Source organism: Paenibacillus tyrphae (assembly GCF_000722545.1).
GTDB lineage: Bacteria > Bacillota > Bacilli > Paenibacillales > NBRC-103111 > Paenibacillus_G > Paenibacillus_G tyrfis.
Genome location: NZ_JNVM01000006.1, coordinates 110,415 through 137,233 on the forward strand (window position 1 = coordinate 110,415; position 26,819 = coordinate 137,233).

18 protein-coding genes, 3 pseudogenes and 1 riboswitch are annotated in these 26,819 nt (G+C 55.0%); of the genes and pseudogenes, 9 read left to right on the forward strand and 12 right to left on the reverse strand.

From position 1 onward, the window contains the following. The first annotated feature begins 41 nt into the window (after positions 1–41). From ET33_RS07515 to ET33_RS07530, 5 genes are all read left to right on the forward strand, one after another. Positions 42–668, forward strand: coding sequence for a nitroreductase family protein (locus ET33_RS07515; RefSeq protein WP_036678793.1), 627 nt, complete (start codon positions 42–44; stop codon positions 666–668). A gap of 89 nt (positions 669–757) precedes the next feature. Beyond that, positions 758–1,207 (forward strand): MarR family winged helix-turn-helix transcriptional regulator, encoded by a 450-nt coding sequence (locus ET33_RS07520; protein ID WP_036678795.1) that lies wholly within the window; start codon positions 758–760, stop codon positions 1,205–1,207. Positions 1,208–1,294: 87 nt separating this feature from the next. Then, positions 1,295–2,071: a pirin family protein gene (locus ET33_RS07525; protein WP_036678798.1), complete on the forward strand. Its 777-nt coding sequence runs from the start codon at positions 1,295–1,297 to the stop codon at positions 2,069–2,071. 185 nt (positions 2,072–2,256) lie between these two features. Next, positions 2,257–2,568 carry an ArsR/SmtB family transcription factor gene (locus ET33_RS37310; protein WP_081890241.1) on the forward strand — a complete coding sequence of 104 codons (312 nt, stop codon included), beginning with the start codon at positions 2,257–2,259 and terminating at the stop codon, positions 2,566–2,568. A 78-nt stretch (positions 2,569–2,646) separates the two neighbouring features. Beyond that, on the forward strand, positions 2,647–3,588 hold the full coding sequence (locus ET33_RS07530) for an alpha/beta hydrolase (RefSeq protein WP_036678801.1): 942 nt from the start codon (positions 2,647–2,649) through the stop codon (positions 3,586–3,588). Positions 3,589–3,669: 81 nt separating this feature from the next. Here the strand turns inward: ET33_RS07530 and ET33_RS07535 are convergent, their stop codons facing one another. The 4 genes from ET33_RS07535 to ET33_RS07545 all read right to left on the reverse strand — a co-directional run bounded on the left by ET33_RS07535 (position 3,670) and on the right by ET33_RS07545 (position 7,395). Further along, on the reverse strand, positions 3,670–5,319 hold the full coding sequence (locus ET33_RS07535) for a b(o/a)3-type cytochrome-c oxidase subunit 1 (protein ID WP_036678802.1): 1,650 nt from the start codon (positions 5,317–5,319) through the stop codon (positions 3,670–3,672). 131 nt (positions 5,320–5,450) lie between these two features. Further along, complete coding sequence (locus tag ET33_RS07540) at positions 5,451–5,921, reverse strand: cytochrome c oxidase subunit II (RefSeq protein ID WP_036678805.1); 471 nt, start codon at positions 5,919–5,921, stop codon at positions 5,451–5,453. Positions 5,922–5,967: 46 nt separating this feature from the next. Then, positions 5,968–6,141, reverse strand: coding sequence for a cytochrome c oxidase subunit 2A (locus ET33_RS36980; RefSeq protein ID WP_081890242.1), 174 nt, complete (start codon positions 6,139–6,141; stop codon positions 5,968–5,970). A 429-nt stretch (positions 6,142–6,570) separates the two neighbouring features. Further along, a complete protein-coding gene (locus tag ET33_RS07545) occupies positions 6,571–7,395 on the reverse strand; it encodes a DUF2935 domain-containing protein (protein ID WP_036678808.1) in 825 nt (274 codons plus the stop codon). Between the two features lie 132 nt (positions 7,396–7,527). Between ET33_RS07545 and ET33_RS07550 the strand changes: the two genes are divergently transcribed. Further along, entirely contained in the window at positions 7,528–8,289 is a 762-nt protein-coding gene (locus ET33_RS07550; protein WP_036678811.1) for an aminoglycoside adenylyltransferase domain-containing protein, read from the forward strand. 305 nt (positions 8,290–8,594) lie between these two features. Here the strand turns inward: ET33_RS07550 and tenA are convergent, their stop codons facing one another. From tenA to ET33_RS07570, 4 genes are read right to left on the reverse strand one after another with little or no spacing between them, the layout of a single operon-like run. Next, positions 8,595–9,260 (reverse strand): thiaminase II, encoded by a 666-nt coding sequence (gene tenA, locus ET33_RS07555; RefSeq protein ID WP_036678814.1) that lies wholly within the window; start codon positions 9,258–9,260, stop codon positions 8,595–8,597. A gap of 48 nt (positions 9,261–9,308) precedes the next feature. Next, on the reverse strand, positions 9,309–10,103 hold the full coding sequence (locus ET33_RS07560) for an energy-coupling factor transporter transmembrane component T family protein (protein WP_036678816.1): 795 nt from the start codon (positions 10,101–10,103) through the stop codon (positions 9,309–9,311). 6 nt (positions 10,104–10,109) lie between these two features. Next, positions 10,110–11,612, reverse strand: coding sequence for an ABC transporter ATP-binding protein (locus ET33_RS07565; protein ID WP_036678819.1), 1,503 nt, complete (start codon positions 11,610–11,612; stop codon positions 10,110–10,112). Continuing rightward, on the reverse strand, positions 11,609–12,193 hold the full coding sequence (locus ET33_RS07570; protein WP_036679825.1) for an ECF transporter S component: 585 nt from the start codon (positions 12,191–12,193) through the stop codon (positions 11,609–11,611). Before ET33_RS07570 ends, ET33_RS07565 begins: the two co-directional genes overlap by 4 nt. Before the next feature lie 120 nt (positions 12,194–12,313). Next, positions 12,314–12,419, reverse strand: a riboswitch (TPP riboswitch). A gap of 436 nt (positions 12,420–12,855) precedes the next feature. On the opposite strand from ET33_RS07570, the gene ET33_RS07575 reads away from it, so the two are divergent. The 3 genes from ET33_RS07575 to ET33_RS07585 all read left to right on the forward strand — a co-directional run bounded on the left by ET33_RS07575 (position 12,856) and on the right by ET33_RS07585 (position 15,338). Continuing rightward, on the forward strand, positions 12,856–13,077 hold the full coding sequence (locus ET33_RS07575) for a hypothetical protein (RefSeq protein WP_036678822.1): 222 nt from the start codon (positions 12,856–12,858) through the stop codon (positions 13,075–13,077). 186 nt (positions 13,078–13,263) lie between these two features. After that, on the forward strand, positions 13,264–14,055 hold the full coding sequence (gene asd / locus ET33_RS07580) for an archaetidylserine decarboxylase (protein WP_036678825.1): 792 nt from the start codon (positions 13,264–13,266) through the stop codon (positions 14,053–14,055). A 32-nt stretch (positions 14,056–14,087) separates the two neighbouring features. After that, positions 14,088–15,338 carry an MFS transporter gene (locus tag ET33_RS07585; protein WP_036678828.1) on the forward strand — a complete coding sequence of 417 codons (1,251 nt, stop codon included), beginning with the start codon at positions 14,088–14,090 and terminating at the stop codon, positions 15,336–15,338. A 1,411-nt stretch (positions 15,339–16,749) separates the two neighbouring features. Here the strand turns inward: ET33_RS07585 and ET33_RS39660 are convergent. The 4 genes and pseudogenes from ET33_RS39660 to ET33_RS07600 form a co-directional block, all read right to left on the reverse strand. Next, positions 16,750–18,294 (reverse strand): annotated as a pseudogene (locus tag ET33_RS39660) (bifunctional metallophosphatase/5'-nucleotidase); the annotation flags it as partial. A gap of 30 nt (positions 18,295–18,324) precedes the next feature. Beyond that, positions 18,325–20,022: pseudogene (locus ET33_RS39665) on the reverse strand (S-layer homology domain-containing protein); the annotation flags it as partial. A 279-nt stretch (positions 20,023–20,301) separates the two neighbouring features. Further along, positions 20,302–21,501, reverse strand: a pseudogene (locus tag ET33_RS07595) (DNA-binding protein); the annotation flags it as partial. Between the two features lie 18 nt (positions 21,502–21,519). Beyond that, positions 21,520–26,721, reverse strand: a complete 5,202-nt coding sequence (locus ET33_RS07600; RefSeq protein ID WP_036678831.1) for an immunoglobulin-like domain-containing protein — start codon at positions 26,719–26,721, stop codon at positions 21,520–21,522. Positions 26,722–26,819: the final 98 nt, after the last annotated feature.

Genomic DNA, 26,819 nt, shown 5'->3' on the forward strand with positions numbered 1-26,819 from the left:
AATTTAAGACAAAATAGTAACTATCGACGGAGGTCCTCCCTATGAACGACTTTACAGCCCTGCTAAAATCTCGAAGATCGGCAACCAAATTCATCCCGAATACGGACATCCCGGACAAAGAGCTTGAAGAGATGTTCGGGCTGGTCAAATTCGCCCCTTCCGCTTTCAACTTGCAGCATGCGCATTACGTCGTCGTCAAAGACCCGGACTTAAAAACGAAAGTACACGAAGCGGCCAGCAAGCAATACAAAGTGCTGATGGCTTCCGCGGCCATTCTGGTGCTGGGCGATACGGAGGCGTACAAAGACGCGGCGAAAATCAACGAAGGCTTCCTCCATCTCGGCGTGATGAGCAAGCAGGAATACGACCAAACGGTCGAATACGTCAATGCTTTCTATGAAAACCGCGGCGAAACGTTCAAGCGCGAAGAAGCGATCCGCAACGCCAGCTTGTCGGCCATGCTGTTCATGCTGATCGCCAAAGACCGCGGCTGGGATACGTGCCCGATGATCGGCTTCGACCCGGATGCGATGCGCGCTGTCCTGAACATTCCAGACCGTTACGTGCCCGCTATGTTGATTACGATCGGCAAAGAAGATGTGTCGGGACAACGGCCGCGCGGCTACCGCAAGCCGACCGGAGAATTTGTCACCTATAACCAATTCTAAAACAATCTAACTCAGGTATGTATTGCCGCTCAGGAATGAGGAATACTGATTGCAGGCTCATCGTGCGGCAGCGAAAGGAGTTGCGAACGTTGAACGCAGAGAACAACCGGGACGAATCGCTGCATTTGTTCATTGTGCTTTCCAGGGCGTGCGAATGGGTCACGGCCCATGCCCACCGGGACATCCGCCGGTACGGTTTGAATCCGACCGAATATGCGGTGCTGGAGCTGCTGTATCATAAGGGCTCCCAGCCTTTGCAGCAGATCGGCGGCAAAATTTTGATGACAAGCGGTAACATCACCTATGTCGTAGACAAGCTGGAGCAAAAGGGGCTTGTCGTACGAAAGCCGTGCCCGGAAGACCGCCGGGTCAGCTTCGCCGAAATTACGGAGAAAGGCACAGCCTTTCTGGACGAGGCGTTCCCGCAGCACCGCCAAGCGATCGAAGCCGCGGTCGCCGGCTTGACCGCCGAGGAGAAGCGCCAGGCGATCGGCCTGCTTAAGAAACTCGGGGTCGCGGCGCAGGAAAGCTTCAAATAGCGGGACGCCTCCGGCGATCCCGCAGCTCATATCTTAATATTGAGATGTTTTCAAAACCAAACTATTCTTATCTAGGAGGTTATTTTGATGCAAATCATGATCTATCCCCCCACGATGCAAGGAACCGGAGCCTTTGACGGAGGCCGGATTACGGAGCAGAAGCCGATCGGATTTCCCGGCGAACGGTCGGTGGTTAAGCGGGTCGGGCCGCTGTTTTATTGGGCGTGGGCTTTCGCCGCGGAGGAAGGCTATATCGGGTCTCATCCTCATCAAGCGTTCGAGATCATCACGTATGTTCTTGCCGGCAAAGCGGAGCATGGCGACTCGCTCGGCACGCGAAGCGTCGTCGGGCCCGGCGGCGCGCAGGTGATGCAGACCGGATCGGGCGTGTCCCACGAAGAGCGGTTTATCGGTCCGGATATGGAAGGCTTCCAAATCTGGTTCGAGCCGGAGCTGAATGAAGCGTTGAAACGGAAGCCGACATATCGCCAGTTCGACCATGAGGCGTTTCCGGAGGAAGCCGGAGAAGGGTTCATACGCAAAACGGTCATCGGCGACAGATCGCCGGTCGAGCTCGTCGCAGACGCCAAAATGTGGGATTTGACGCTAGAGCCCGGCGCCGTCTACCGGCACGTCATTCCGGCAGGCCATACGTTAACGGCGCTTGCCGTCCGCGGACACGGAGCCTGGACGAACGCTTCGGCCGAAGACGCGGTCACTCCGTTCCGGCATAAAGATTTCATGCTGCTCGGGGCAGCCGCCGACACGAACGTCTCGCTTCAAGCCGCTGACGGCGAAACGCTGCGGATCATGCTGATCGAGGTTCCTACCACCGTCGATTACCCGCTTTACCCAAAACGATAATCGCACGTTAAGCCCCGCGGATAACCGTGGGGCTTTTTGCGCAAAAAAGGGGTCTTCCGATTTTGTGGTGGATTCGACTTCACATACTGCAAAGATTGAGGTATGAAAATTTGACAATTACAGTATTGAAGTTTTATACTAAAAAAGTGTTTAAACGTTCGAACGATTAGACAGGGAGAAGGATCATGAGTCAACATACAATAGACATATTAAGAGAATGTACACCTATTTTTTCAATATTGCAGGATCATAATCGTCAAGACATATTGGTGCTACTTTATGATGAAGGAGAAATGTCAGTAAGTCAGATAGCAGAACGTCTTACTCTTTCTAGACCAGCTATTTCACACCATTTGAAGCACCTTTTAGACGCAAAAGTAGTTACTGTTCAAAAGCGTGCTACGGAAAGATATTATGCTCTTTCTCTTGATCACTCCATTAAGTTATTAAAACAACTACTTCAATCATTGGAAACCGATGACCAATCGAAAAAATAATCAACAAAAAATAAATTTTTTTACACAAAACGTTCGTGAGTTCGAACAAATGAACCAAATTTTAAGGGAGGAAATAAAATGACATACAGTAAACAAAGAGAATGGCTTGAGATACAACAGTATTTACCAAACAGCTACCAATTTACAGAAAATTATCAACCAACAGAAGAATGGTGGAACTGGAAAGGACACAAGGTACATTTAGATTGCTTCCGTAATAAAAAAGCTCCAGTTAAAATAATTTTATTTCATGGAGTAGGTACAAATGGTAGACAGATGTCCATGATTGTAGGCGGTCCTCTTTCGAAAGACGGCCTCGAAACGGTTGCTATTGACATGCCTACCTATGGAGTAACAAAAGTAAGAAAAGGTGCGGTTGTAAAATACGATGACTGGGTTAATTTAGCATGCGATTATATCGTTTATGAATTACAACGTGATGACAGACCCATTGTACTCTATGGTTTAAGTGCAGGTGGTATGGAAACTTACCATGTTGCTGCTAAAAATAAGAAAGTAAAAGGAATCATTGGTATGACATTCTTGGATCAAAGAAATCAACAAGTTCGTGATGAAACAGCTAGAAACCTCTTTATGAGTCGTGTTGGAAGTCCAATGGTAGGAATTGCTTGTAAAATCGGACTAGGAAACTTCAAGATGAAGATGAGTACGGCTTCCAAAATGAGCGCTTTATGCAACGATATGAAAGTAATGGAGGTATTTAATCGCGATAAAACTTCTGCTGCCAATAAGGCAAGTATGGAATTTATTAACAGTTACAGCAATTACCATCCAGCAATGGAACCAGAAAATTTTGATGTATGTCCTATTCTTTTAACGCAACCTGATCAGGATAGATGGACACCGTTACATTTAAGCACACCATTCTTAGATAAAATAAAAAAGGTAGATGTGAAAGTAGTTATGCTAGAAAACGGAGGTCATTACCCAGTGGAGCAACCTGCGTTAGATCAAATGCATGATGCCATCCTAGAATTCATTCATAAGGTTACAAAATAATCTACAAAAAAAAGGGCCTCCGCCGGCCCATGGCCCGTTCGGAGGCAAAAGAGAGAAAATGGAGGAATAGAGTATCGAATATTACCAGGTCTTGAATCCTTTCGAGCCAACGCTGGCATTCGAAATAATATCCATGACCGGTACGGAGTAAGCTACAAGAATAAGGACAACCAGCACACCGACCCATACGCCCCAGCGCTCGAAGATGGCCGGCGATTTTTCCGCCGCTTCGCTCGCTTCCGCGATCGGGAACTCGGTTTCCCCTTTCGGCGCGCTGAGCAGCATGACGACGTTAATGATCATCATGACGACGCCGATGAACAAGATCGTGCCGCCGATGGCCATCGCCACATGGTACGGCATCCAGCCTACCGCATCCGCGCTGTCCTGATACGTGGTAAAGGCGGTCCGGCGAGGCGATCCAAGCAGACCGACCGTATGCATCGCGCCCGACATGAAGAACATGCCGACCATCCATACGATCGTTTGGATAATCCCCATCCGGTGCATGAGCGGAGTCATTTCCCGCCCCAGCATCGCCGGGATCAACCAATAGGTAATGCCGAAGAAGGTCAACGCCACGCTCGTTGCCACCGTCAGATGGAAGTGGCCGGTTACCCACAGCGTGTTGTGAACGATAGCGTTCAACTCGTGGCTCGCGTTAATCAATCCCCCGGCTCCGGCCGGGATGAAGATCAGCATCCCCATGAACGGAGCGAAGAAGCGGACGTCCTTCCAAGGCAGCTTTTTCAGCCAGCCGAACAGTCCTTTCGCACCGACGGAGCGGCCGTGCATCTCGAAGGAGGCGAACAACGAGAACGCCGTCATCAGCGACGGAATAACGACCATGAACGTCAGAACGACCTGCACGAATTTCCAGACGTTCGAGATCCCCGGCTCCATGAGCTGATGGTGGAAGCCGACCGGAATCGAGAAGAGCAGGAACATGATGAACGACAGGCGGGCAAGCGCATCACTGAACATTTTGCCGCCGATCACCTTCGGAATGACAACATACCAGCACATATAAGCAGGCAATAGCCAGAAGTAAACAAGCGGATGGCCGAAATACCAGAACAGCGTCCGGCTCAATACGACGTTGACCGTATCGACCCAACCAAGCGACCACGGGATAAGCTGGAACAATACCTCGATCGCGACGCCCAGCGTTGCGATAATCCACATCAGCATCGTCACGACGGCCATAAACGTAAAGATCGGGGTCGTTTCACCGCGGTGCGTTTTTTTCCAATAGCGGTAGTTGATGAAGATGCCGAAGCCGCTCATCCAGCTCCCGACGACGACGAACACTAACGCGATGTAAAACGCAGGCGATGCTTTAAGCGGAGCATAGAACGTGTACAGCACCGTCGCCCGGTTCAGCAAAATCTCAACCGTGGCGATCGCCGTTCCGAGCGTCATCAGGCCGAAGCCGAGCCAGCCGAGATTGCGGGCAATCGGCAGCAAACGGCCGCCGAGCGTACGGGCAACCCCCGCATATAAAAATCCGATGATGAAATAGGTGGTGAAGATGAGCGCCATCAAGACGCCGTGCGCCGTCAGCAGTTGGTAATAGCCGATGCCCATCGGCAGCGCAAGCATTCCCCCGCGGACGAGCCCTTGCATAACGCCGGCAATGCCGCCGAGAAACAGCGCGAAGAAAGCGAACAGAATATGGGCGAGCACCAGAGCCGAATCGCGCCGATCGAAACTTTTCAGATTTTGAATCATAGGGAATACGCTCCTTTAATTGCGGACCGGGCAAGACATTCCGACGAAGGAATCGCCCCGCTTCCGCCTTCACGAATTGTGATAATTTTCACAATATAAGATGTTGCGGTTCTTTCTACGACCTTGCGCGCCTATTTTACGATGATTTTCATCATCATGACTTCGTGCGCCGCGCCGCAGTATTCGTTACACAGTACCAGGTACTCCCCCGGCTTATCGAACGTATACGAAAAATGGTTCACCTCACCCGGTACCGCCATCAAGTTGATCGTCGTTCCGTTCACTTGAAACCCGTGCACGACATCGGAACTGGTCAATTGAAAGCGAACCTTCGACCCCGCCGGAATTTCCAATTTATCGGGATTGTACCCGAAGGCAAAAGCAACCAAAATCGCCTCGTACTCTTTGTCGCCAATTTGGTGAAGTCCCGGCTTATCGAACGGTGGTGTCGTACTCAACGTATCCGGATTTACCGTATGCCGGTGATCGCCAGGCGGCTCCATCCCCAATGCAAACGCTCCCACACCGACGACCGTCAAAAACAAGACTAACATGGAAATCCCGAAAATGAGCCAAATTTTTTCCAAACGATGAATATGCATGCTCCTTCAACTCCTTCAATCTCTGTTCCGTTCCCCGTCTACGGTTTTACCCCCTGACTATGAACAATACGAAGACCCCGAACCAACTCAGCAGCAGAAACAATCCGAGCAGCATGACGGAAGCGAAAGTACCTTTCAAGCCTTCCTCTTCGTTCTTTTGTTTGACAACCGGCGTTTCCCCTTGATGCATTTGGGATGCGGCGTTGTGCGGCTTAGCCATCTTATTCCCTCCCCTTGTGCGGGACATCTTATGTCCTTATTGTAGAGGTCTGGGACCAAAAGGCTCTATGATTTAAGTCACATCGAAAGTCAAGGATTCTTGAACGTTTTATGGACGAAAAAGGCGAAAAATGTCGAATTCACTTCCGTCTGTGACGAAGTTCGATGACGGTATGTTTTTGTTTTTTTCTGCGCGACTTGTAAGGATAAGGGAGGATTCAAGCAGCCCGTCATCGACGCAAGAGGGATACGCTGGAGGAAAAAGAAACCGTATTCGACAGATCGATACGGACCATGTCTTGAATACGGGGGAATTGGAGGAGTATATCGAAGATCATCCGGCCAGCTTGCTGCCGGCGGTTTATATACCAATGTCAAGATCCGATTGATGCCAAAGATCACGTTCCAAAGCACGGGGTTACACCGTAGACTAACATAAGGTCGGCTGCGTTAATGGACAATCCGGGATTTCGAAGACGGCAATATTAAAGTTCGCCAGCTTGCGCAAAAAATAACACGTTTCCGGTAGATGGTGCTCCAGGAAACGGAGCGTCGCCCGGTTCAAAAGCTGGGAATCCCGGTACAAGTCGAGGATATGCTCGATCAGATGGTAGAAGACCACGACGGACTCGGACACTTCCTTGGCAAACGACCGCTGCACGGGGAAAAGCGGCGGGGTGAATCGCAAATAGCCTTTGATGGCTTTGTTTTTGACGATATGCGCTTGAAATTCCTGCTCGACTTGATGTACCTTCAAAGATAAGGGAATTTCGACCGGGTCTAAGGCGTTGCGCGCCAGCACGGCATGCCCTAGCTGATCCTCCAGCCACAGGTCCATCAAATCGACCAGGGAAAGCTCCGGAGGCCGCTCCGCCCGCATAGCGTACAGGAGAAGCCGCAGGTATTCCTGATTTTCGTTCAGCGTCCCGTTCAGAAACGTCGGCGTCAAGTTCAAATTCACGCGGTTTTGCACCTGCAAATGCTGCATTTTTCCTTCGAATTGAAAATAGCCGACGGCTGTCGAATAGCTGGCCTTGGCGAATTCTGCCATCTCGGGGGATTCGTAAGGCAAGTCCCGGTCGACGGCGTACAAGCGCTCCCGCAATCCACGGAACGCTTCGATATGTTCCTGCGCCGTATCGACCCACTTTTCTTCGGCAGGCGACAAATAATCGCGCATGAAATAGGCGTGATCCTCCAATATTTCGATCCAGAACCGGTGTTCGTCCCAGGCGGTCATCTGGGAATATCTCATGGCCATCCCTCCAAGACGTTGTCAACCTATCCTATGTCTTGACCGGGAGAGATTAGTACCGAAAAAGCGAACCGGTCAGCATCAATGCAGGGTGACGCCGAGAGACAAACGATTATGTAAAGGAGGGAGAGCATGTCTGTTACGTCGGTATTGGACACCATTGCAAACCTGTTTAAAGAAGAGCTGAACGATAATTTGGCGGGCATTTATTTGCACGGCTCTTTGGCCATGGGATGCTTTAAGCCGGACAAAAGCGATATCGACCTTCTGGTTGTTGCCAAACGCAGCGTGACAGCGGAAACGTCCAGGCGAATCGCCAATAAGCTTCTCGCCATCGACGACGGGCTGCCGAACGAAGGTGGAATCGAGTTGAGCGTCATCTTGGAAAGCATTCTGGGCGAGTTCGTTTATCCTACCCCTTTTGAATTTCATTATTCCCCTTTGCACAGGGACAAGTACCGGACGGACGAGAATTATATTTGTGGAGACCAGGAAGATCCGGACTTGGCGGCACACCTTACGGTCACTTATCACCGGGGAATCGCTTTATACGGAAAGCCGCTGCCCGAGATGATGCAGCCTATCGACAAGCGGTTATATGTGAAATCCATTCTTCACGATGTAGAGGACGCACCCCAAGGCGTCCTGGAGGCACCCGAGTATTATGTCTTAAATTTGTGCAGAGTCTTATATTATCTCAAGGAAGGCGTCGTTTCTTCGAAACGCGAGGGCGGCGAATGGGGCTTAGAAGCGCTGCCCTCGGAGTACGGGGAGACCATTCGTCTATGCCTGGAGCGGTACGGCGGCAGTGCGGGCCACATGGAGCCCGACAAGCGGTCGCTGTCCGATTTTGCCGGCTATATGCTGGGTGAAATCCGGCGGTCGGTTGAATGAGCACAGCAGGCACGACAAAAGGCGCACCGTCATATTTCGGCGGTGCGCCTTTATCATGAAAGTGGACTTTAACAAAAATAGAGAGTCATACGGAGGTGGGCTATCCACTGGTGAAGCGATAGCGGCCGCCTTTGTCTTCGGGAAATATCCGCTGACAAGCGGCTTCAATAAAAATTTCCCGATGACATCAGCGGTCGGAAGTGGATACCCCACCCCTTCGTAACCTCTATTATCTCGTTTGCCACTTTCTCAACGGCCTGAGGCGCACCGTCGTATTTCGGCGGTGCGCCCCTTTGCGATAAGAATTATAATACCGGCCACGTCTCTTTGCGGTAAGCCATGTCCCAGAACATGTATTCATACCGGCTGCTGAGAATGAAATGATTCTGCATCCGCTCCCGGTCCTGAGCCGTCGCCTGCTCCGCCAGCTCATCCAGCCGGGCGATCTGCTCTTCGACGAGCACCCGGAACCATTCGCCGCCGTAGGCTGCGATCCATTCGCGGTAGATCGGCTCTTCCGGCGTGCAGCCCGCCAGCCGTTCGCCGATTTCGTAATACAGCCAATAGCACGGCAGGATCGCGGCGATGATGTCGCCGAGCTGACCGGTATAGGCCGCACGGATCATATGGGAAGTGTACGCATACGAAGTGGGCGCAGGCTCGAACGCCGCTTTTTCCTCCTCGGTGACGCCGAGCAGCTTGCTGAATTTCTCGTGCAAGGACAGCTCCGCCTCATAGGTACCCTGCGCATGATGCGCCATGCGGTTAACGGTTGCCAAATCGTTCGCTTTCGCCGCGCCGAGCGCTTGCACGCGGGCGAATTGGGCCAAATAATACGCGTCGTTCAGCACGTAATGCCGGAAACAATCGATCGGCAGCGTTCCGTCGCCGATTCCCTTGACGAACGGATGCTCGAAGCTGGCTTGCCAGCTTGCGTCCGCCGCTTGACGCACTTGTTCGGAAAATTTCATAACCCATCTGCCTCCTTAATATTCGGTAAGCCAACCATTGCCGCATCACTACCGTACGTCGCCGACCGGAAAATACGGAAACTGCCAGCCGAGCAGCAAAGCGGCCGCCCAGACCGTCAGCGTGACGGCCAGCAGCAGGCCGTCGCTGCCCGACCATCCGATGCGGTAATAATACGTACGCTTCGCGGCGGACGAGAAGCGCTTCGCTTCCATCGCGACCGCAATCCGCTGCGCGCGGCGGATGCTCTGCGCCAGCAGCGGAATCGAATGCCGCTTCAGCGTATCGATCCAGCCGCGGACGCCCTTTCTCATCTTGACCCCTCGCACTTTGAGAGCCATCTGCAAAGTGCGGTATTCCGCCGCCACCATCGGCATGAGCCGCAAAGCGGCCATGAAGCTGTAAGCGTATTTCGCCGGGAGCCGGCACTGCTGCATGAGCGAGTAAAACAAGGCTACCGGACTGGTCGTCAAGCCGAACAGCAGTCCGATCAACGCGGCATTTACAGTTTTTAGCCCGATGGATAGCCCGCGGAAGAAGCTTTCCTCTGTGATATGCACGAGCCCCCAGCGCACCCACGTCGTCTCTCCTTTTCCGAAAAACACCATCGAGGTGGAGGAGGAAACGAACATCAGCGCAAACGGCAGAGACAGCAGCAGCAGTCTGCGCCACGGGTGTCCGGCGGCGGCAAAGAGCAGCACCAGATACATCCACGTAATATTGGCAAGCACGTTGATGTCATGCGTGAACAGAACAAGCAGGAACAGGCTTACCGATACGAGCAGCTTAAAGCTCGGATTGACGCGGTGCAGCCACGTTTCCCGATACGACCAGGCCAACGGCACGTCTCGTCAACTCCCTACCTCTTCGAATGTCGTCCGCCGCTCCGGGCGCAGGCGCGCCTCGTAAGCTTCGGGGCTCATATCCGCGGCAAGGACGCCCTGCCGCACCTCCCACACCCGGGTGGCGAAGCGGCTGACAATGTCGGGATCATGCGTCACCATGACAATGGCCGTTCCTTCCCGACGCCACGCTTCGAGCTTCTCCAGAAGCGCGAACGTATTGGCCGCGTCCTGGCCGAACGTCGGCTCATCCAGCAGCAGAAGCCGCTGCGCTTTGACGGTCGCGGCCGCCACGCTCAGCCGGCGCTTCTGCCCGAGCGAGAGCTGGTACGGATGTAGGCTGCGGTGGCCCTCAAGGCCAAACCACGCCAGCAGCTCCTCCGTTTTCGCACGGACTGCTGGTTCCGGCTCGCCGTCCCGGCGGAAATTAAACGCCACTTCGTCATATACCGTATGCGCGACAAACTGCATTTCCGGATTTTGAAAGACGTAAGCCGCCATGTCGGCGACATCGTCGAAATCCTGGACCGTACGGCCGCCCAGCTCGTAGCTTCCTTCCGTCCGCAGCAGCTGCATCAGCGATTGGAGCAGCGTGCTTTTGCCTGCGCCGTTCTCTCCGACGACGGCGATCCAGTCGCCGGCGTGCAATTCGGCCGCCGCCGCTTCGATTTTCTTCACCGGGCCGTAATAGCCGGCGAAGCGGTCCAGTCGGAGCAGCGGCCCCTTCGTCGCCGCTGGCTCTATCCGCTTCTGCTGCGTGGCAGCATTGCGCCGGTCGTAGTCCTCCCATACGCCCGGATACCAGATGCCATACTCCTGCAGCTCGCGCTTATGCGATCTGAACACCGCGCCCGGCTCTCCGTCGGCCAGAATGCGCGCCTGCGTATCGAACAGCACGACCCGGTCGACGAAATCGACGATCTCGTCGATCTTATGCTCCACGATGAGCACCGTCTTGTCCCGGGCGACCCGCTTGACGGTTTCCCATACTTCGGTCGTGCCTTCCGGGTCGAGCAGCGACGTTGGTTCGTCAAGGAACCAGACATCCGGCTCCAGCGCCAGGAGCGACGCGATGGCGAGCCGCTGCTTCATGCCTCCCGACAGCGCGGCGATGGGGGTGTGCAGCTCCTCAAGCCGCAGGCCGACCTGCTCCAGGCAGCTACGAATCCGCAGGTGCATTTGCTCACGCGGCACCTGAAGATTTTCGAGCACGAACGCAAGCTCTTCGTCCGCATATGGCATGCAGAACTGCGCGTCGGGGTCTTGGAACAAGTAGCCCCAGGACGGCGGAATGCCGATGCTGTCATATTTGACCGGCACGTCGACCGCTTGCGGAATCAGGCCGCTCAGCACCTGCAGCAGCGTCGATTTGCCGCAGCCGCTTGGCCCGAGCAGCAGCACCTTCTGCCCTGCGTCGGCGCCGAAGCTCAAGCCGTCGAATAGCAGCGACGGACTGCCGGGAAATTTCAAGCGCAGCCCTGATACGTGCGCGATCCGGTCCGCGCCGCTCATTTCCGGTCCAGCGCTTGGTAATCGTCAAGGCTTGCCGGGCGGACAAGCTGCGTGACGCCGGTCTTCTCCAGCGCTTTAACCAAAGCGTAAGCGAGCGGTCCAGTAATAAGGAACGAACCGACGAAGCGGAGCACGATATACAAAGAAAGGTTCCACGGCTGCAATTCGGTCAAGTAGCTCTTGAAATAGTCGAACACGAGCGCCCCCGCGCCGGACGCCATTCCGGCCATACCGGCAACGGCCGCAGTATACCGTTTATAGCCGAACGCCGCGAAGACGAGCTCCGCGCACAGCCCTTGCGCGATCCCGTACGTCAGCGAGCTGACGGAGAATTGTGAGCCAAGCAGCATTTCCGCCAGTGCCGCGGCCACTTCCGCCAAAAAGGCGACGCCCGGCTTGCGGATGATCAAGAAAGCGGCGGTCGACGCCATAAACCACATGCCGTACACGAATTGCTCCAATTGGATGCCCGGCACCGACGCCAGATTGTACACGTCTCCCCATACCCGGTAGACGATACCGAAAACGACGGCGATGACGACGGTGACCAGAATGTCGGTCAGCTTCAAGCCTTTTTTCATCTGTTTCCTCTCCTTCGAAGAACTGAAAGTGTTGTCCGGGAAATAGCAACGCATCAACGTAAAAAAGCCGCCCCCGTTAACGACGGAAGCGGCTCTTGTAAGCACAATTTGATGCAAGCGTGCTGACGCTCTCCACTTCCCTACGCTGGTATCAACCAGATCAGGTTCAGAGGGTCTAGGATCTATCGATCCAATCTCAGCCCAAGCGGCTCCCCTAGTGACACACCTATATTACCACGGTTCACCAAATTGTCAATAACAAAAGCTTCTTATCGAAGCATTTTCGAGGAAGATACATTCGTGTCTTAGAGGAAGCTTTTCTTGCGAGCAGAAAGTTTACATGCGCTTTCGCGCTTTAGTGAAGTTAAACTTTCTTTACTCTCAACAAAAACGGCGGCAATCCACGGGTTCCACTCCGGATTTAGCCCTTTTGTACCGTATTCATGTCGAAATTTGAAGAATCACTAGGAGAAATTTACCTTACGATGAAGAAAAACCGCAATCCTTTTTGGGAAATGCTTACGAACTATGGTCTTCTTTGTCGGATTCTGCTAAAATAAAGGTTACTTGGTACTACCCGGAACCTTTGCGCGCCTGCTGACCCCGTATGCAGGATGCAAGCGATGGAAGCGCTGTCTTCAACGGAGGAAAGGAGCCTTACTATGGAGGAACTGCTTCGATCGCAGCTTGGGACGGAAACGATCACGACCGATATGGTGAAGCATTGTTCTTATTGCGTCATGATTTCGCCCGATCCGCTGCATCGAACTCCCGTCTACTGCATTAAATATTCCGGGTCAAACACCCCGATCCTGGTTAATTTGGCGACGTGTCTGACCTGCGGCGATTTCAAGAAGTGCGGGCTGCGCTTCGAGCAATCGTGACCGCGCCGCAACGAAAGTTTTTGCGGATGAAGCTTTATATGCCCTGACCGTCTGAACGGAAGGCTCCTTCGGGAGCTTTTCTTGCTTTTTCGGACCCGTTTGGCTGTTGCTTTGTCTTTTGTTCTATGTCAAGATAAGCGTTGTACCGCATTTCCATATTAAAAGGAACAGGTGAACCATAACCTTATGAAGATTTCGTTTTTTCGGCTGCTGACCGAGCTCTCCTCCCGCAAATCGGTGTCGAGGCTGACAGGAGCTTTTGCCAAATCCCGTGCCAGCCGCGGACTAATTCCCCGCTTCGCGAAAACGTACGGCATCCGTGTGCAGGACGCGGAAAAAGCGGTTCACGAATACGGATCGCTGAACGAGTTTTTTTCCCGCCGGCTCAAAATCGGACTTCGTCCGATTGACGCAGCGCCAGACACGCTGGTCAGCCCGGTGGATGCCATGATTACCGGCATCGGGCCGATTCATGAGGGACTGATCGTCAATGTCAAAGGACAGGACTATACCATTCAGGAGCTGCTCAATGAGAGCCCCCGGATGATCAACTATACGAACGGCTACTATTGCGTGCTCTACTTGAGCCCGACCGACTACCACCGGATTCATTCGCCCGTCACGGGCGACGTTCTTGAGAAGGAGCATGTCCCCGGCAAGGTGTATCCGGTCAACGAATTCGGTCTCCGTCACATGCGTCGCGTACTTAGCCGCAACGAACGGCTCATCACCTACATGCAGCACGACGCGGGAGAAATCGCCGTGGTGAAGGTCGGCGCGCTGAACGTCAGCAGCATCCAATACGTCGTCCCGCTGCCAGACCGGCTGGAGCGCGGCGACGAGCTGGCTTACTTCGAATTCGGCTCGACGGTCGTCCTTCTGATGGAGAACGGTACGTTCGAACCACAGACCGCTCTGGAAGTTGGAAGCAAGGTGAAAGTCGGAGAAGCGCTCGGAACGTTTAAGCGCCGGGATTAGCGCATACTGACAGACGGAAGGAGTCTTTACTCATGAAAGTCCAAACCGGTCCGGCACCTGCGGTCCAGCAGACAACGCGGACGGACGTCAAGCCGACGGTTTTTCGCATTCTGCTCGCCATCAGTCTGGTCCATCTGTTCAACGATACGATACAAGCGGTGATTCCGGCGATCCTGCCCATTCTCAAGGACAATATGAGTCTCAGCTACATGCAGTCCGGCGTCATCGTATTCGCCTTGAATATGACCGCCTCCGTCATGCAGCCGGTTGTCGGCTTGTATTCGGACCGCAAGCCGATGCCGTACATGCTGCCGATCGGCATGGGCTTTACTTTTCTTGGCGTCTTGGGGCTGTCGCTCGCGCCAAACTATGGACTCATTCTGCTGTCCGTTCTGTTGATCGGTATCGGCTCCGCCATCTTTCACCCGGAAGGCTCGCGCGTCGCTTACATGGCCGGAGGCTCCCGCCGCGGCTTGGCCCAGTCGATCTTTCAGGTGGGCGGCAACTCCGGGCAATCGCTCGCTTCGGTCATGACGGCGCTCGTGTTCGCCCCGCTGGGGCAGCTCGGCGCCTTATGGTTTACGGTCGTGGCCGGGGCGGGCGTCCTCGTCCAGCTGTATATCTCCCGCTGGTATCAGGGATATATGGCGGCCAACCCGCCGCAGGCCCGGAAAAGCGGTTCCCGCACCATGAGCCCGGCCCGCAAGAAGCAGATCGCATTTGCCGTATGCATGCTGATCTTTCTCGTCTTTGCCCGTTCCTGGTACCATGCGGGCATTACGATTTATTATCCGTTTTACCTGATGGACAAATTCGGCATCAGTCTGGAGCGCGCGCAGATGTACATTTTCCTGTTCGCTGCCGCAGGCGCGCTCGGCACGTTTATGGGCGGCCCGCTATCCGACAAAATCGGGCGCCGGAACGTTATTTTTCTGGCGATGCTCGGCGCGGCCCCACTGGCTCTGGTTCTGCCTTATGCCGATGCGTTCTGGACTTACGTCATCCTGCTGGTCAACGGCTTCATCATCCTGTCGAGCTTCTCCGTCACCGTCGTCTATGCGCAGGAGCTGATCCCCGGCAAGGTTGGCACGGTATCCGGTCTGATCACGGGCCTCGCCTTCGGACTCGGGGCGCTCGGCGCGGTAGGCCTTGGCAGCTTGATCGATACCTTCCATCTGCCGCTCGTCATGCAACTGGTCAGCTTCCTGCCGCTCATCGGCCTGCTGACGTTCTTCCTGCCGAGCGACGGTACGCTGAAGCAATGGGCGCAAGAGGCGGAGTAATACGCGCGCAATACGAAAAGGCTGTTTCGGATTGATTCCGAAGCAGCCTTTTGTCGTTTGATGGAAATTATCCGGAGTAACCGGTCCAAGAAATATCGTCTACGGTGATCTGCGCACCGTTGGCACCGTTCGTCGGAGTGCCGACATGTTTGAGTTTGAGGTCGAAGTTCCCCGGGATATTTAAGTTGTTGACCGTAAAGGTTTCCATCGTATCCAGTGTCAGGGTATACGTCCCTTTGGATTCGTTATTAATGAACAGCTCTACTTTACGTTCCCCGGCTCCCGTGAAACCTTTCAGCAATTTTACCGAGAAGCTTCCGATTCCGCCCGGAATATTAGATGCACCGATTTCCCCTGCAGCCGCCGCTCCCGAACCGGTACGTTCCGCTTTCAGCATAATCCCTTTTCCGTCAATGACGTAAGTCGACAAATCGGTCCGTGCCGATACGTAGTTCCAATCGATCGAGTTAATCCCTGCTACCGTACCGGAGGCGTATGAGCTGGAAGGAGCTCCGATGCCATCCAGTTTCTCGATATTCCAACCGGAGGCATTGGCTGTGATCACATCCACCGCATTGGAATCTCCGTTGTACGGTCCGCCCGTTACGTTCAGCTTGAACTTGTACGCCGTTCCTGGTATCAATCCGTACACGGTTGCCGTTACGGAGCTTGCGCCTAGCGCTCCTTGCGTGTCTGCTTCCGTCCAAGCAGCTCCCCCATTGGCGGACTGCATCATTTTGACGGATGCGGCGCCGGCCGGAGCCGTAAAGCGAAGCGTCACGCTTGTGGAAGTTTTCGCTCCGTAAACCAGGTCCGTAATCGTCATGCCGCCGGGAACGGTAATATCCGCGGAATCCTTGACTTTTACTTGAGCGCTCTCGTTAAACCGGCTGGATGCGCCTATTACGTCTACGGTGTCCCCGTTTCGATAACGGAACTGATCGTACGTCAGCCCAATCCGGTTATCGACCCGTACCCGTATTTGCTCGGAAGCTTTTACCGCATCGAATTCAAATGTGCCGTAATCGTTAATCTTCGTTAAATTGGCGATCGTGACGCCGCTCAGCTTGACGAGTTGCCCAGCGTTAGCAGGGCCGACCTGAGCAGGCGTAACGTTAAGCGGAGATGGAACCGCTTCGGTCGCGGATTTGACAACTCCGTTTTTATCCGCATTGACTTGAAGCTCTCCATTGTATTTGCCGATCAGACCGGTGACGGTTACATGGTCCCCGGGATCGATATCGATGCCGCTTTGAAAAATGTACATGCCACCAGTAGCATCTTGGAGATAAAAGCCTTTGCTTCCCCAAATGCCCGATTTCGATGTGGCCACGCCTTCGATCGCTACTTTGCTGTTGTCAGCCGCCGCGCGTGCTTGCCGGATCGTAACTTTACCCAAATCCGGGCCCGGCTCAGGCGCTTTCGCTTTGGCGATTCGCCCATCTCGGACGTACGCGATGTCACCTTTGTAATTCCGTACGAAGGCAACCGTGGCCTCCAAATCTTCCGGTCCGGTGACCGGATTTTTGCCAAGCTGACCGATCGGAGCGTATTTTGCTCCCGTGGACGTATACATAAAGTTGTTCACCACAAGCGTATACGTCTTGTTGTTATCAATCGGCGAGCCGTCCGGCAATGTTTTTTTGGTGATTTTGCCCGTAGCTGCATCATATTCATACCGGAAGCCGCTGATGCTGTAGTCCGGGCCGAATGTAGAAGAAATCTGGGCATTGACGATGGCGTCCAAATCTTTCCCTTTAATCTCCACTTTCATCAGCACGTTATTGAACGGCTGGATATTGAATAGCTCTCCCCACGTGATGGGCCCTGCGTTCAGGTTGTCGCGGATTCCGCCGCCGTTCATCATCGCAAAATCGGCATTCATCGACCATCTCATGCCGTCTGCCAGCAAATTGCCCAGCGCATTGTCGCCGTCGTTCGCATAGCCACCCGTCATCGGAATGGTTGCATTGCCTACGACTTCGTTGATCATCGGAGCGATTCGGTTTTCATACTTCTTAATGATGTTACTTATTTCAGCATCCGGCTGAATGGCGTCTTGTCTCGTATACACGATCTCCGCTTTTTTACTTACAATATCCTGAGTTACCGGATCGATTTCCAGATCGATGTCGGCCAGTGCTTTGCCGTACTCCCAAGCCTGTACGATCAGCTTGTTGTTCACCGTTCCGTTTACAACCACATGATTGTGCGCCGCCACAATAACGTCCACTTCCGGATCGATATTTTTAGCCAGCGTCGCGGACGCTCCGGTAACGGTGCCGTTCGCTCCCTGCGTTGCGTCCATATGGGCCAGAACGACCATCGCTTTAACGCCTTGGCTTTTCAGCTCCGCTGCCGCTTTGTTGACCGCCTGAGCTTCGTCAGTGAACTGAATGTCTTGAATGCCCGCCGGCATCACCATACCGGCTGCCGATGCTGTAACCACGCCGATAAAGCCGACTTTCACCCCGGCCACTTCCACGACCGCATACGGAGGCAGGACGGTTTTGCCCGTATCTTTATACACGATATTGGCTGCAAGCAGCGGGAAATTGGTACCCTTGTAGTTTTCGGTGCCCTTCGGATGCGTTCCGCCGTTCACCATGCGCAGCATTTCCGCGGTACCTTCGTCAAATTCGTGGTTGCCGACCGTTCCGACATGGAAACCCATCGTTTCCACCACTTCAATGGTCGGCTCGTCTTGAAGCAGGGCCGATACCGGAGAACTGCCTCCCCACAGGTCGCCCGACTCGACAAGCAGCGTATTCGGCTGCGCCGCCCGGCGCTGTTTCATGTAGGCTGCGACGTAGTCCATCCGACCGACATAAGTGCTTTCGGTGACCGAAGGATTCGCCAGCGTCGGCACGTTTTTCTCGTAGTACGTTTGATCGATTTTTCCGTGAAGGTCATTGATGCTCAGCAGTTGTACCGGGATATTGCCTGAAGCGAGCGTCGTCGTCTCCAATGCTGCCGGCTCGGATTTGGTTCCGTTATCGCCGATTGTCGATACGCTTACTCTGTACGCCGTTCCTTTTTCCAGTCCGATGAAAGAATAGTAGGAGTTCCGTATGGTGGCTTCCGAACCGACCTGCTTGCCGTCTTTCGTAAACAAGCTGACGCTGTACCCGGTCACCTTGCTGTCGGCAGCTGCTTTCCATCTGGCCGTCAGACCGTACATTCCCGTCGAAAGAGTCAGGCCTGCCGGCGGCGCGGGTCTGGCAACTTCATCGTTGCTGCTTCCACTTCCCGACGAGCCGCCCCCTGTTGGGGACCCGGCCCCATTCGAGCCCGTGATTTTCTTGTCGCCGACTTTCGTTTCGACGTTGGCAGCCAGTTCGAGCTTCTTAGGCTCCTTTTCAAAAGTGCTGCCGTTTTTATTGACAATCGCCTTCTCAATTGTTCCGCTGCCTTTGACTGTGCTCGCCGCATTAAGCGTCAACGTTTTTATAGCGGCTTGTTCCCCTACCTGAATAGAGCTGTTGTCCGCTTTCTCGTTGACTTTCAACTGCTCGACGACGCCTCCGTTTAAGGCGACATTCGCCGTAGCGTCCAGTGTCAAAGCGTTTACCGTTCCGCCTTGCACATTCAGGCTCGAACCTTTTCCTTGCTCGCGAAGCGTAAATGCTTTAAGGTTCCCGTTCACGAATATGATCGTGACATTCGATGCGTTCACGTACACCTCATCGAACGTTCCGGCCAGCGTGGCCGTAGAGCCGGCAGGCATGCGAGAGGTAAGATCCACCTTGCCGAAGGCCGCGCCCGATGAACCGTTCGTTTCGAGCTTTGCTCCCGAATTCAGGCGTACTTCACCTACCGTTGTCGTTCCCTTGGCGAGCAGACGGACTTGTCCGTTCGTTTTGCTCACCGTCACTTGACCGAGCTTGGAATCTTCGATGACGATGCTGTTCGGACCGCCACCGCGCACAATGGTACGGCCTTTCACCGTCACGTTTTTCAAGTCGGCATTGCCTTCGCCGATGCCTTCGGTCAAAATCAAATCGCCGTCGATAGCCATGTTCTCCAGCTTCACACCGGCCGAACGGACAATGACATGACCCTCGGCGCGGCCATTGTATGTACCCGCCTGATCATAAGAAGCGGTTTTGGAAGCGAGCGGATTGGCGCGATTCAGCGTCATAACCGCCTCGGCCCGGGTAATCGATCGCGCGGGCTGATAGGTACGATCCGGATATCCTCCCATATACCCCAGAGCGGCAACCGTTCGCACGGCTTCCCGGCTCCAGCCCGGAATGTCGGCGGCATCCTGAAACGCAGGGCCGGACTGATCCGATGTGGAGAGCTTCAGCAGCCCTTGGAGCATGATCGCCACTTCCTGACGGCTCACCGGTTGATTCGGTTTGAAGCTTCCGTCCCCGTAACCGTTGATGTAGCCTGCTGCTTTTGCGGCCGACACTTCATCGTTGTACCAATCTGCCGGTTTTACATCCGAGAAACCGGAGGGGGCTTTCTGCGTCAAGCCGAACGCCCGGTTCACAAGCGCAACGAATTCCGCTCTCGTAATGGAGGCATCAGGTTTGAACGAACCGTCCTCGTAACCGTTTACCAGTTCAAGGTCGGTCCAATTGCGGATTTCTTTTTCCGCCCAATGACGAACATAATCTCCGCCGGAAGCGGCTGCCGACACTGGCGAGACAGAAGGCAGTTGACCCGCGAAGAGCATAGTGAAAGACAATAAAATGCCGGCGGATTTCTTTAACGTTTTTCTTAATATCAATTCCCGATCCCCCTCTTAAAATAAAAAATGGGACGACACCAATGTCGAACCATGTCCAGTATACATTTTTTGTGTAAATCGCACGTAAAGTGCAGCATAAGGTTTTATTAAGGAGAATCCTACGTTGTCGACTTCAACTTCCCGGTTACATACCTTGAAACACTTCATACAGCAAAAAAACGGTTGAGCAAAATTTCTGCTCAACCGCTTTTTCATACCTTACTTGCCGTAGGAGCCGCTTGAAAACGTGCTCGGATCCCACCATTTGTAGCCCGGCGAAGGAGCAGCCCAGGGCTCGGGTTGCGGCTCAATCGTTTGTTCGGGAATTTCATTCTCCGCCCCGCTCGTCAGCAGCGAAGTAACGGGGTCCAATTCCAAGCCCTGTACCTCGTCGAGCGTCCGGTAATTTTCCTTCTTGCTGAGCCATTGGACGACATTGACCAGCAGCACGCCGTCGTCGACTTCTTTGAAGCCGTCGTACGTTTTTTTGGACTGGCCGTTCTCTTCCCGCTTATACTTCGGCGTCGCGTCTTCCACGGGAGAGGAGTCGCCGATAAAGGCGGCCTTACCGAGTCCTACCTTCGCCACGGCGACAAACGGGCCTTCGGCCAAGCCGCCGCCGGCGTATACGCCCTTGTCTACGGCATTGCCCCATCTTGCCGTAGTGGACGGCAGATAGACGATGCCTTTGGCTTTCTTCGGATCGATAATCGCAAGCGTACTGCCTGCGTGCATCGCTACCGCTTTAACGCCTTTGGTAATGCCGAACGCTTGGGCCGGTTTGACGATCGTCGTGGCGTTAATGTCGCCAAGCGCGTTGTAGCGGAAGCGGACGCCGAAATTTTGGCCGAGCCAATCGGAGCTCTGCACGCCCTGCATGGCCGCCGAGTTCGCTTCTTCGGCGCTCATCCCTTTGGCCGGATTGCTCCAGGCCCCGCGGCGGTAGCCGTTGAACACCTCGGAGGCGTCCCAGCGGTTTTTGTTCCGGTCGGCATTGTAATGGTCGGATATGAAAAAGATGCTGCCGCCCTTCTGCACGTATTCGAGCATCGCCGCCTGCTCCGTCGTTTTATACGGGTTATTGGCTTCCGGGATGACAAAGACATTGTAATCCTTCAAATCGTCGTAAGTAATAGGAGACGATTTGCGCAGCTCCTTCACGTAGTATCCGCTCTTGGCAATGCCATTGGCAAAATCCGAGAACCCTCCGTCGATGACCCAGTCTGCGGCACCGGCCGTTTGGGCGTGCGTATTGTCGAACAATACCTTCATTCCGTTGACCGGACCGGCCGCTTGAAGGAAAGGGGCCGGATCGGAAGGGCCTTCGGCGAACGCCGCGCCCGTTCCGGTCAAATAATGGCCGAGTGGAAGTGCAATAGCGAAGGCCAGCAGCGCCTTGAGCGCTTTTTTACGAAAATCGATCATAGGTGGCTTCTCCTCCTTTTACAGCTCTTCGATCACAATATCGTCGATGTTGATTTGGGCGGACGCTCCCGACCCCGTAGGACGGGCAAAGTACATAAAAAATTGATTCGTGCTCTGCAAACCGTTGAATGTCCATTGCAGCGTCGTCCATTCCGCTTTGACCTCGGCCGTAAAATCTTTGTACTGCGTTTTGGCCGAATAGTTCTCGGTATCCGAATTGCTTCCGAAGCCGACCACAAATTTGTGGGTCGCTCCCGTATCGTTCGAAAGCTTGGCCTGCAGGGTGACCCGGTATTGCTTCTGCGGATTCATCGGGAATGCGTCGGCAACCAAATACAGTTTGTTCGGCGTATTTTGATTCGTCCGCCATTTCAAGGAACCCGTTCCGGATACTTTGACGGCCGTGTCCTTTTTGACGTTCGTGCCTGCGTTGTTAAATGCGAGCTTGTTCGTCCAATTCGTAAACGTATCGGAAGATCCCAAAGTCCCATTCACCGACTCGAACCCGCCGTTCGCGAGCAAATTGACCGTTCCGCTTCCGCCGTCGGCCGCTGTCGTCACATTCGGCTTCGCGCCATTCAGGGACAACGTTTTGTTGCCCGCTCCGTCGACAGCGACGACGCCGACGTATACGTTCTCTCCGGCATTCCAAGCGAAGGTCGCCGTCTGTACGCCGCGCGCGATGCGGGTCTGGCCGTATACGGTATCCGCAACCGTAGGAGCGGAGCCGGTCTTGGCGACAATCTCGTAATGATCCACATCCGAAGAAGCCGAATCCGTCCATGTAATCGTCACGCTGCTTTTGCCGTTGCCGTTCACGCCGTCATCTGCCGAAGTCGGCTCGTTGACGGCAAAAGCATCCGGGGCGGTCGTATCCGAATTGCTGACGGTCAGAGTCAGTTGGACCTTCGGCGCGTAGCCCGAAACGGCGCCTTCGAAAATATAGGTGCCGCTGACGCTTGTATCGGCGGCCGCCGGATTCCAAACGACATTCACCGGCTTCGTGCTGCCGTCGCTCATTTTCGCCTGGACTTGGGCCGGCAAGCTGTACGCTGTGCCCCGGGCAGCCGCGGCTGCGATCGGATCGATGCTTTGAATTTCGATAAAAGTAACGGTCAAATTATTTTTCACCGCGCCGTTGACTTTGGAGGCATCTCCACCGGCAAATGCCGTGTTCGCAAACGTAAACGTCAAATTGCTGATGCTGTCCGCCGCCCGGTGGGCGGACGCCTTGCCGTTCACTTGAACCGTGAGCTGCGTGGCGCTTGTGCGGACAGCCGATACAGCGAGCCCCGCCGGCAGCGATCCGATCTGCAGCTTGCCGGCAGCAACGAACTCTTCTCCCGCCGCGCCCGTGAACGTATCGTTGGCCAGCGTGACGGTGAGAGGAACGCTATTGTCGATGCTGCCGTCGTCGGCAGCGGCTTCCTTAAATACGCTCACGGAATAAGACAATTGAGCTTGCTGCGGTGCACCTCCGTCGACGAACTCCAGGGACGCATACGTGTCGGCGAATCCTTTTTGACTCATATAAGCGTTATCGGTAATAATTCCGGCAATCCGAATCTTCTTGCCTGCTGCCTGCGCCCGGCTGAACACTCCGTCGCGGTCGGCTTTCTTAAACTTTACGATGATCGTATTCGCTTTGTCCGAGCCCGGTGCATCCGCCAGCAAAATGCCGTACCCCGAGAAACCCGGGTTCGCATCGGCGTCGACGATGTATCCTTCGACTGTCGCACTCGAGCCGGTAGCCAGCGCCAATGCCGCCGAAACCGTAAGCGCCGCCGACATATCACGGACCGTCAAGGTCAAAGCCGCTTTGCCCGCATAGCCGGAGACGGTGCCTTCAAACAGGAACGTTCCTGCAACCGAAGTGTCCGCTGCGGCCGGATTCCAGGTTACGTTAACCTGCTGCGTCGTACCGTCGCTCATGTTCGCCGTTACCTGTGCCGGAAGCGCATAGGCCGCATTCTTGTCCACGGCCGCTTGAACCGGCGCAATGCTCTCGATCTGCAGCGGCTTCGTCTGCGCCTTCACCAGCAGCTGGAACGTCTTCGTATCTGTAGCGTTACCGCGGCTGATCGTGGCCGTCAGCTTGACGGAAGCGTCGTTCTCGCCCATAACGGGACGCTTGACGGTACCGCCCGCGGTAACAATCGCTTCGTTGTCCGAGATCCATGCGATGGAAGTCCCATTCAATCCGGCTCCCGGCAGCTTGAGCGCCGTCGTCACTTGATTCACGTCCGGATTTCCGTTCAAAATAACTGCATCCGTCAGCGCATTTTTCGCCGCGGCGACGGCCTGCGCGTCGGTCATAGCGCCTGCTTCCGTCACGAGCACATAAGCGGCGCCGACCGCTTGCGAAGATAAAACCTCAAGCACCGTTCCTTCCGGTTGAGGCGCAATGGCGACGGCGAACTCTCCGGTGACCGCGTCGGCTTGGGCCGTACCCAGCGTCTTCGGACCCGTTCTGATCATCTCCGCCGCTCCCGGTTCGGCCGTACCCGTTACGATGGCGTCCGAAGCCGTTACCGAATTCACGGCAGGCTTCACCTGCAGCATTTTGACCGTCAGCGTGAATTCTTTAGTCGATTGCACGTCGCCCCGGCGAATCGTTGCGATGAGCACGACATTCACGTCTTTCGTCAGTCCGCTGCGCATGACCTTGCCGGTGCCCGGATCGATCACACCGGCTTGGGCGGCGTCTTTCAGCGACCATACGACCGTTGTGTCCTCGGCTCCGTTTGCCGGAAGCGCCAAGGAGGAATCATATCCGTTATAAGTCAGGGCTAAAGCCTCTTTCGCCTTACTCACGGCTTCCGCATCCGTCAGCGCGCCGGAGGACAGTGCCTTTACGGTCACGTTGAACGTCTTGGTCTGCTGCGCCGCGCCTTTGCGGACCGTCGCGGTCAACACGACTTGTCCGTCCGGCATGCCTGCGGCCGGGCGCGTCACTTTGCCCGCAGCGGAGACGAGTGCGGCGTTGCTCGTTGCCCACGTCACCGCACTTCCGTGAAGTCCTGCCGACGGCAGCGTCAAATCCGCCGTCACGGCGCTCGTATCGCCGAGCGACAGCGCTTCGGCATCCCGTGTGGCCGCTTCGGCATCGCCGTTCGAAGCCGGAACGACGGTCGCGAGGAAAGACGTCTGCGCAGTGCCGCCTTTATTGTCGTAGACGCTCACCGTGACGGTCGCGCTGCCGACGGAAATCGGGGCAACTGTAAGCTCGGAGCCGTTGACGGATGCTTGAACAACGGCTTCGGAAGAAGATGACGCTTGATACGTCAGCGCATCGCCGTCCGGGTCCGTGAAGGTCGAAGCCAACGAGATTATCCGGCTTCCGCCCGCAAGCGTCAGCGTCAGATCGTCCAGCGCCTTCGCTAGCACAGGCGCGCGATTGGCCTGCGGCTCAAGCGGCTGCTTGGACAGCGAGGCTTTGGCCGATTCGTTGCCGCTCGTATCGAAGGCCGAAAGCTCGAAGAGGTACGGTTTGCCATACGTCAGTCCCGTTACGGTGTACGTCGTAGCCGTCACGGAAGCGGTATGCATTTTAACCCCGTCCCGATAGATGTAATAGCCTTTCAAATCCGTTTCCGTATTGGCTTTCCAGCCCAGCTCCACCGCACCGATCAATGCCGTAGCGCGAAAATCGCTCGGCTTGGCCGGAGCCGTCTGGTCGGACGAATCCCCGGAGCTCGAATCGGAAGAAGAACTGCCCGAACCGGAAGACCCGGAACTCCCGCTTCCTCCGCCATTGATCGTGCCGATATTGGAGCTGTTGATGTTTTTGCCGGCAACGACGACCGTTACGTCTTTGCCCAGCTCGAGATGCTTCGGCGCCTTTTCGAGCGAGGCTCCGTTCACGTTGACGACCGCGTTCTCGATCGTACCGCTGCCGCTAACGGCTACCGGAGCATTAATCGTCAGGCGCTTGACTGCCGCCGGTCCGTCGATACGCACGGCGTCACGCCCCGCTCCCGGCTCGACCGTCAACCGGTCGACGGTACCGCCGCGAAGCTCCAGCTTCGTATTGGGGCCGATGCTCAGTTCGCTTACCGCGCCTTCGCTCACGACGATCGTCGTAACGGCGCCGACGATACGAGTCGATACGCGCGTCGAGGAGCCTTTTTCCAATTCGACCGATACACCGGCGGCAAGCACCTGCACGTCTCCGAATTGGCCGGCCAGCTTAATTGCCGATCCGGCTGGCGTCGGCGTATCCACGATCACTTGACCGAATGCTTTCCCCGCTGCTTTGCCCGTCCGGTCTTCCAGCTTGCCGCCGGATTTCAGGCGCACCTCGCCCATCTCGGTGCCGCCGCCCGCCACCAGCCGGACATTGCCGCCCTTCTTGTCCACGACGACCGTTCCCAAGGAAGAATCGTCGATGAGAACGCTGTTCGGACCGCCGCCCTTGATCAGCGTCGTCCCTTTTACGTTGACATGCTTGAGCGACACGTTTCCTTCGCCGACGCCTTGCGTCAGCACGAGGTCCCCGGCAATCGTCATGTTCTCCAGCTTCACGTCGGGAGAAGATACGATCACCGAGCCGTCCGCCGCTTCCCGGTACGTCCCCGCTTGATCATAGCGAGCCAGCTTGTCCGAAATGTGCTTGGCGCGATCCAACGTAACGACAGCTTCCGCACGGGTGATCGGACGATCCGGCATGTAGCTTCCGTCGGGATAGCCGTTCATGTACCCTTGAGAGACTACGGCTTCAATCGCCGCCTTGCTCCAAGACGGAATCGTCCCCGCGTCTTTAAACTTGGCGATGGCTGAATTTTGTGCCGAAGCTTTCGCCTGAAATAGCCCCTGCAGCACGACAGCCGCTTCCTGGCGGGTAATCGGTACGTTCGGCCGCATGGTGCCGTCCTCGTATCCGCTCACATACCCTGCTGAACGGGCTTTTGCGAACTCGTCAAAATGCCAGTCTCCCGCCTTTACATCGCTGAAGTCGACGGACACCTTATCCTTCAGACGGAAAACGCGGTTGACCAGAGCCACAAACTCTGCGCGAGTGATGCTGGCATCAGGACGAAACGTGCCGTCCGGATAGCCTTCGCTTAAATCGAGATCCTGCCAATTGGCGATTTCTTTCTTCGCCCAATGACCGGCTGCATCCGCCGCCGCCCGCGCTGTTTCCGGACCCGGCAGTGCCGTCGAAACTGGAAAAGCAAGCGATGCGACCAAGACCCACCTTGCTGCTTTCTTGAACAGCATAACCATCCTCCTGCTAAAAAAATTGGAAATGTTTATGACCAAAATAGTCATACTGTCCTAGCTTAGCAAAGTTTTGTTAAGGGACGATATAGCATGAT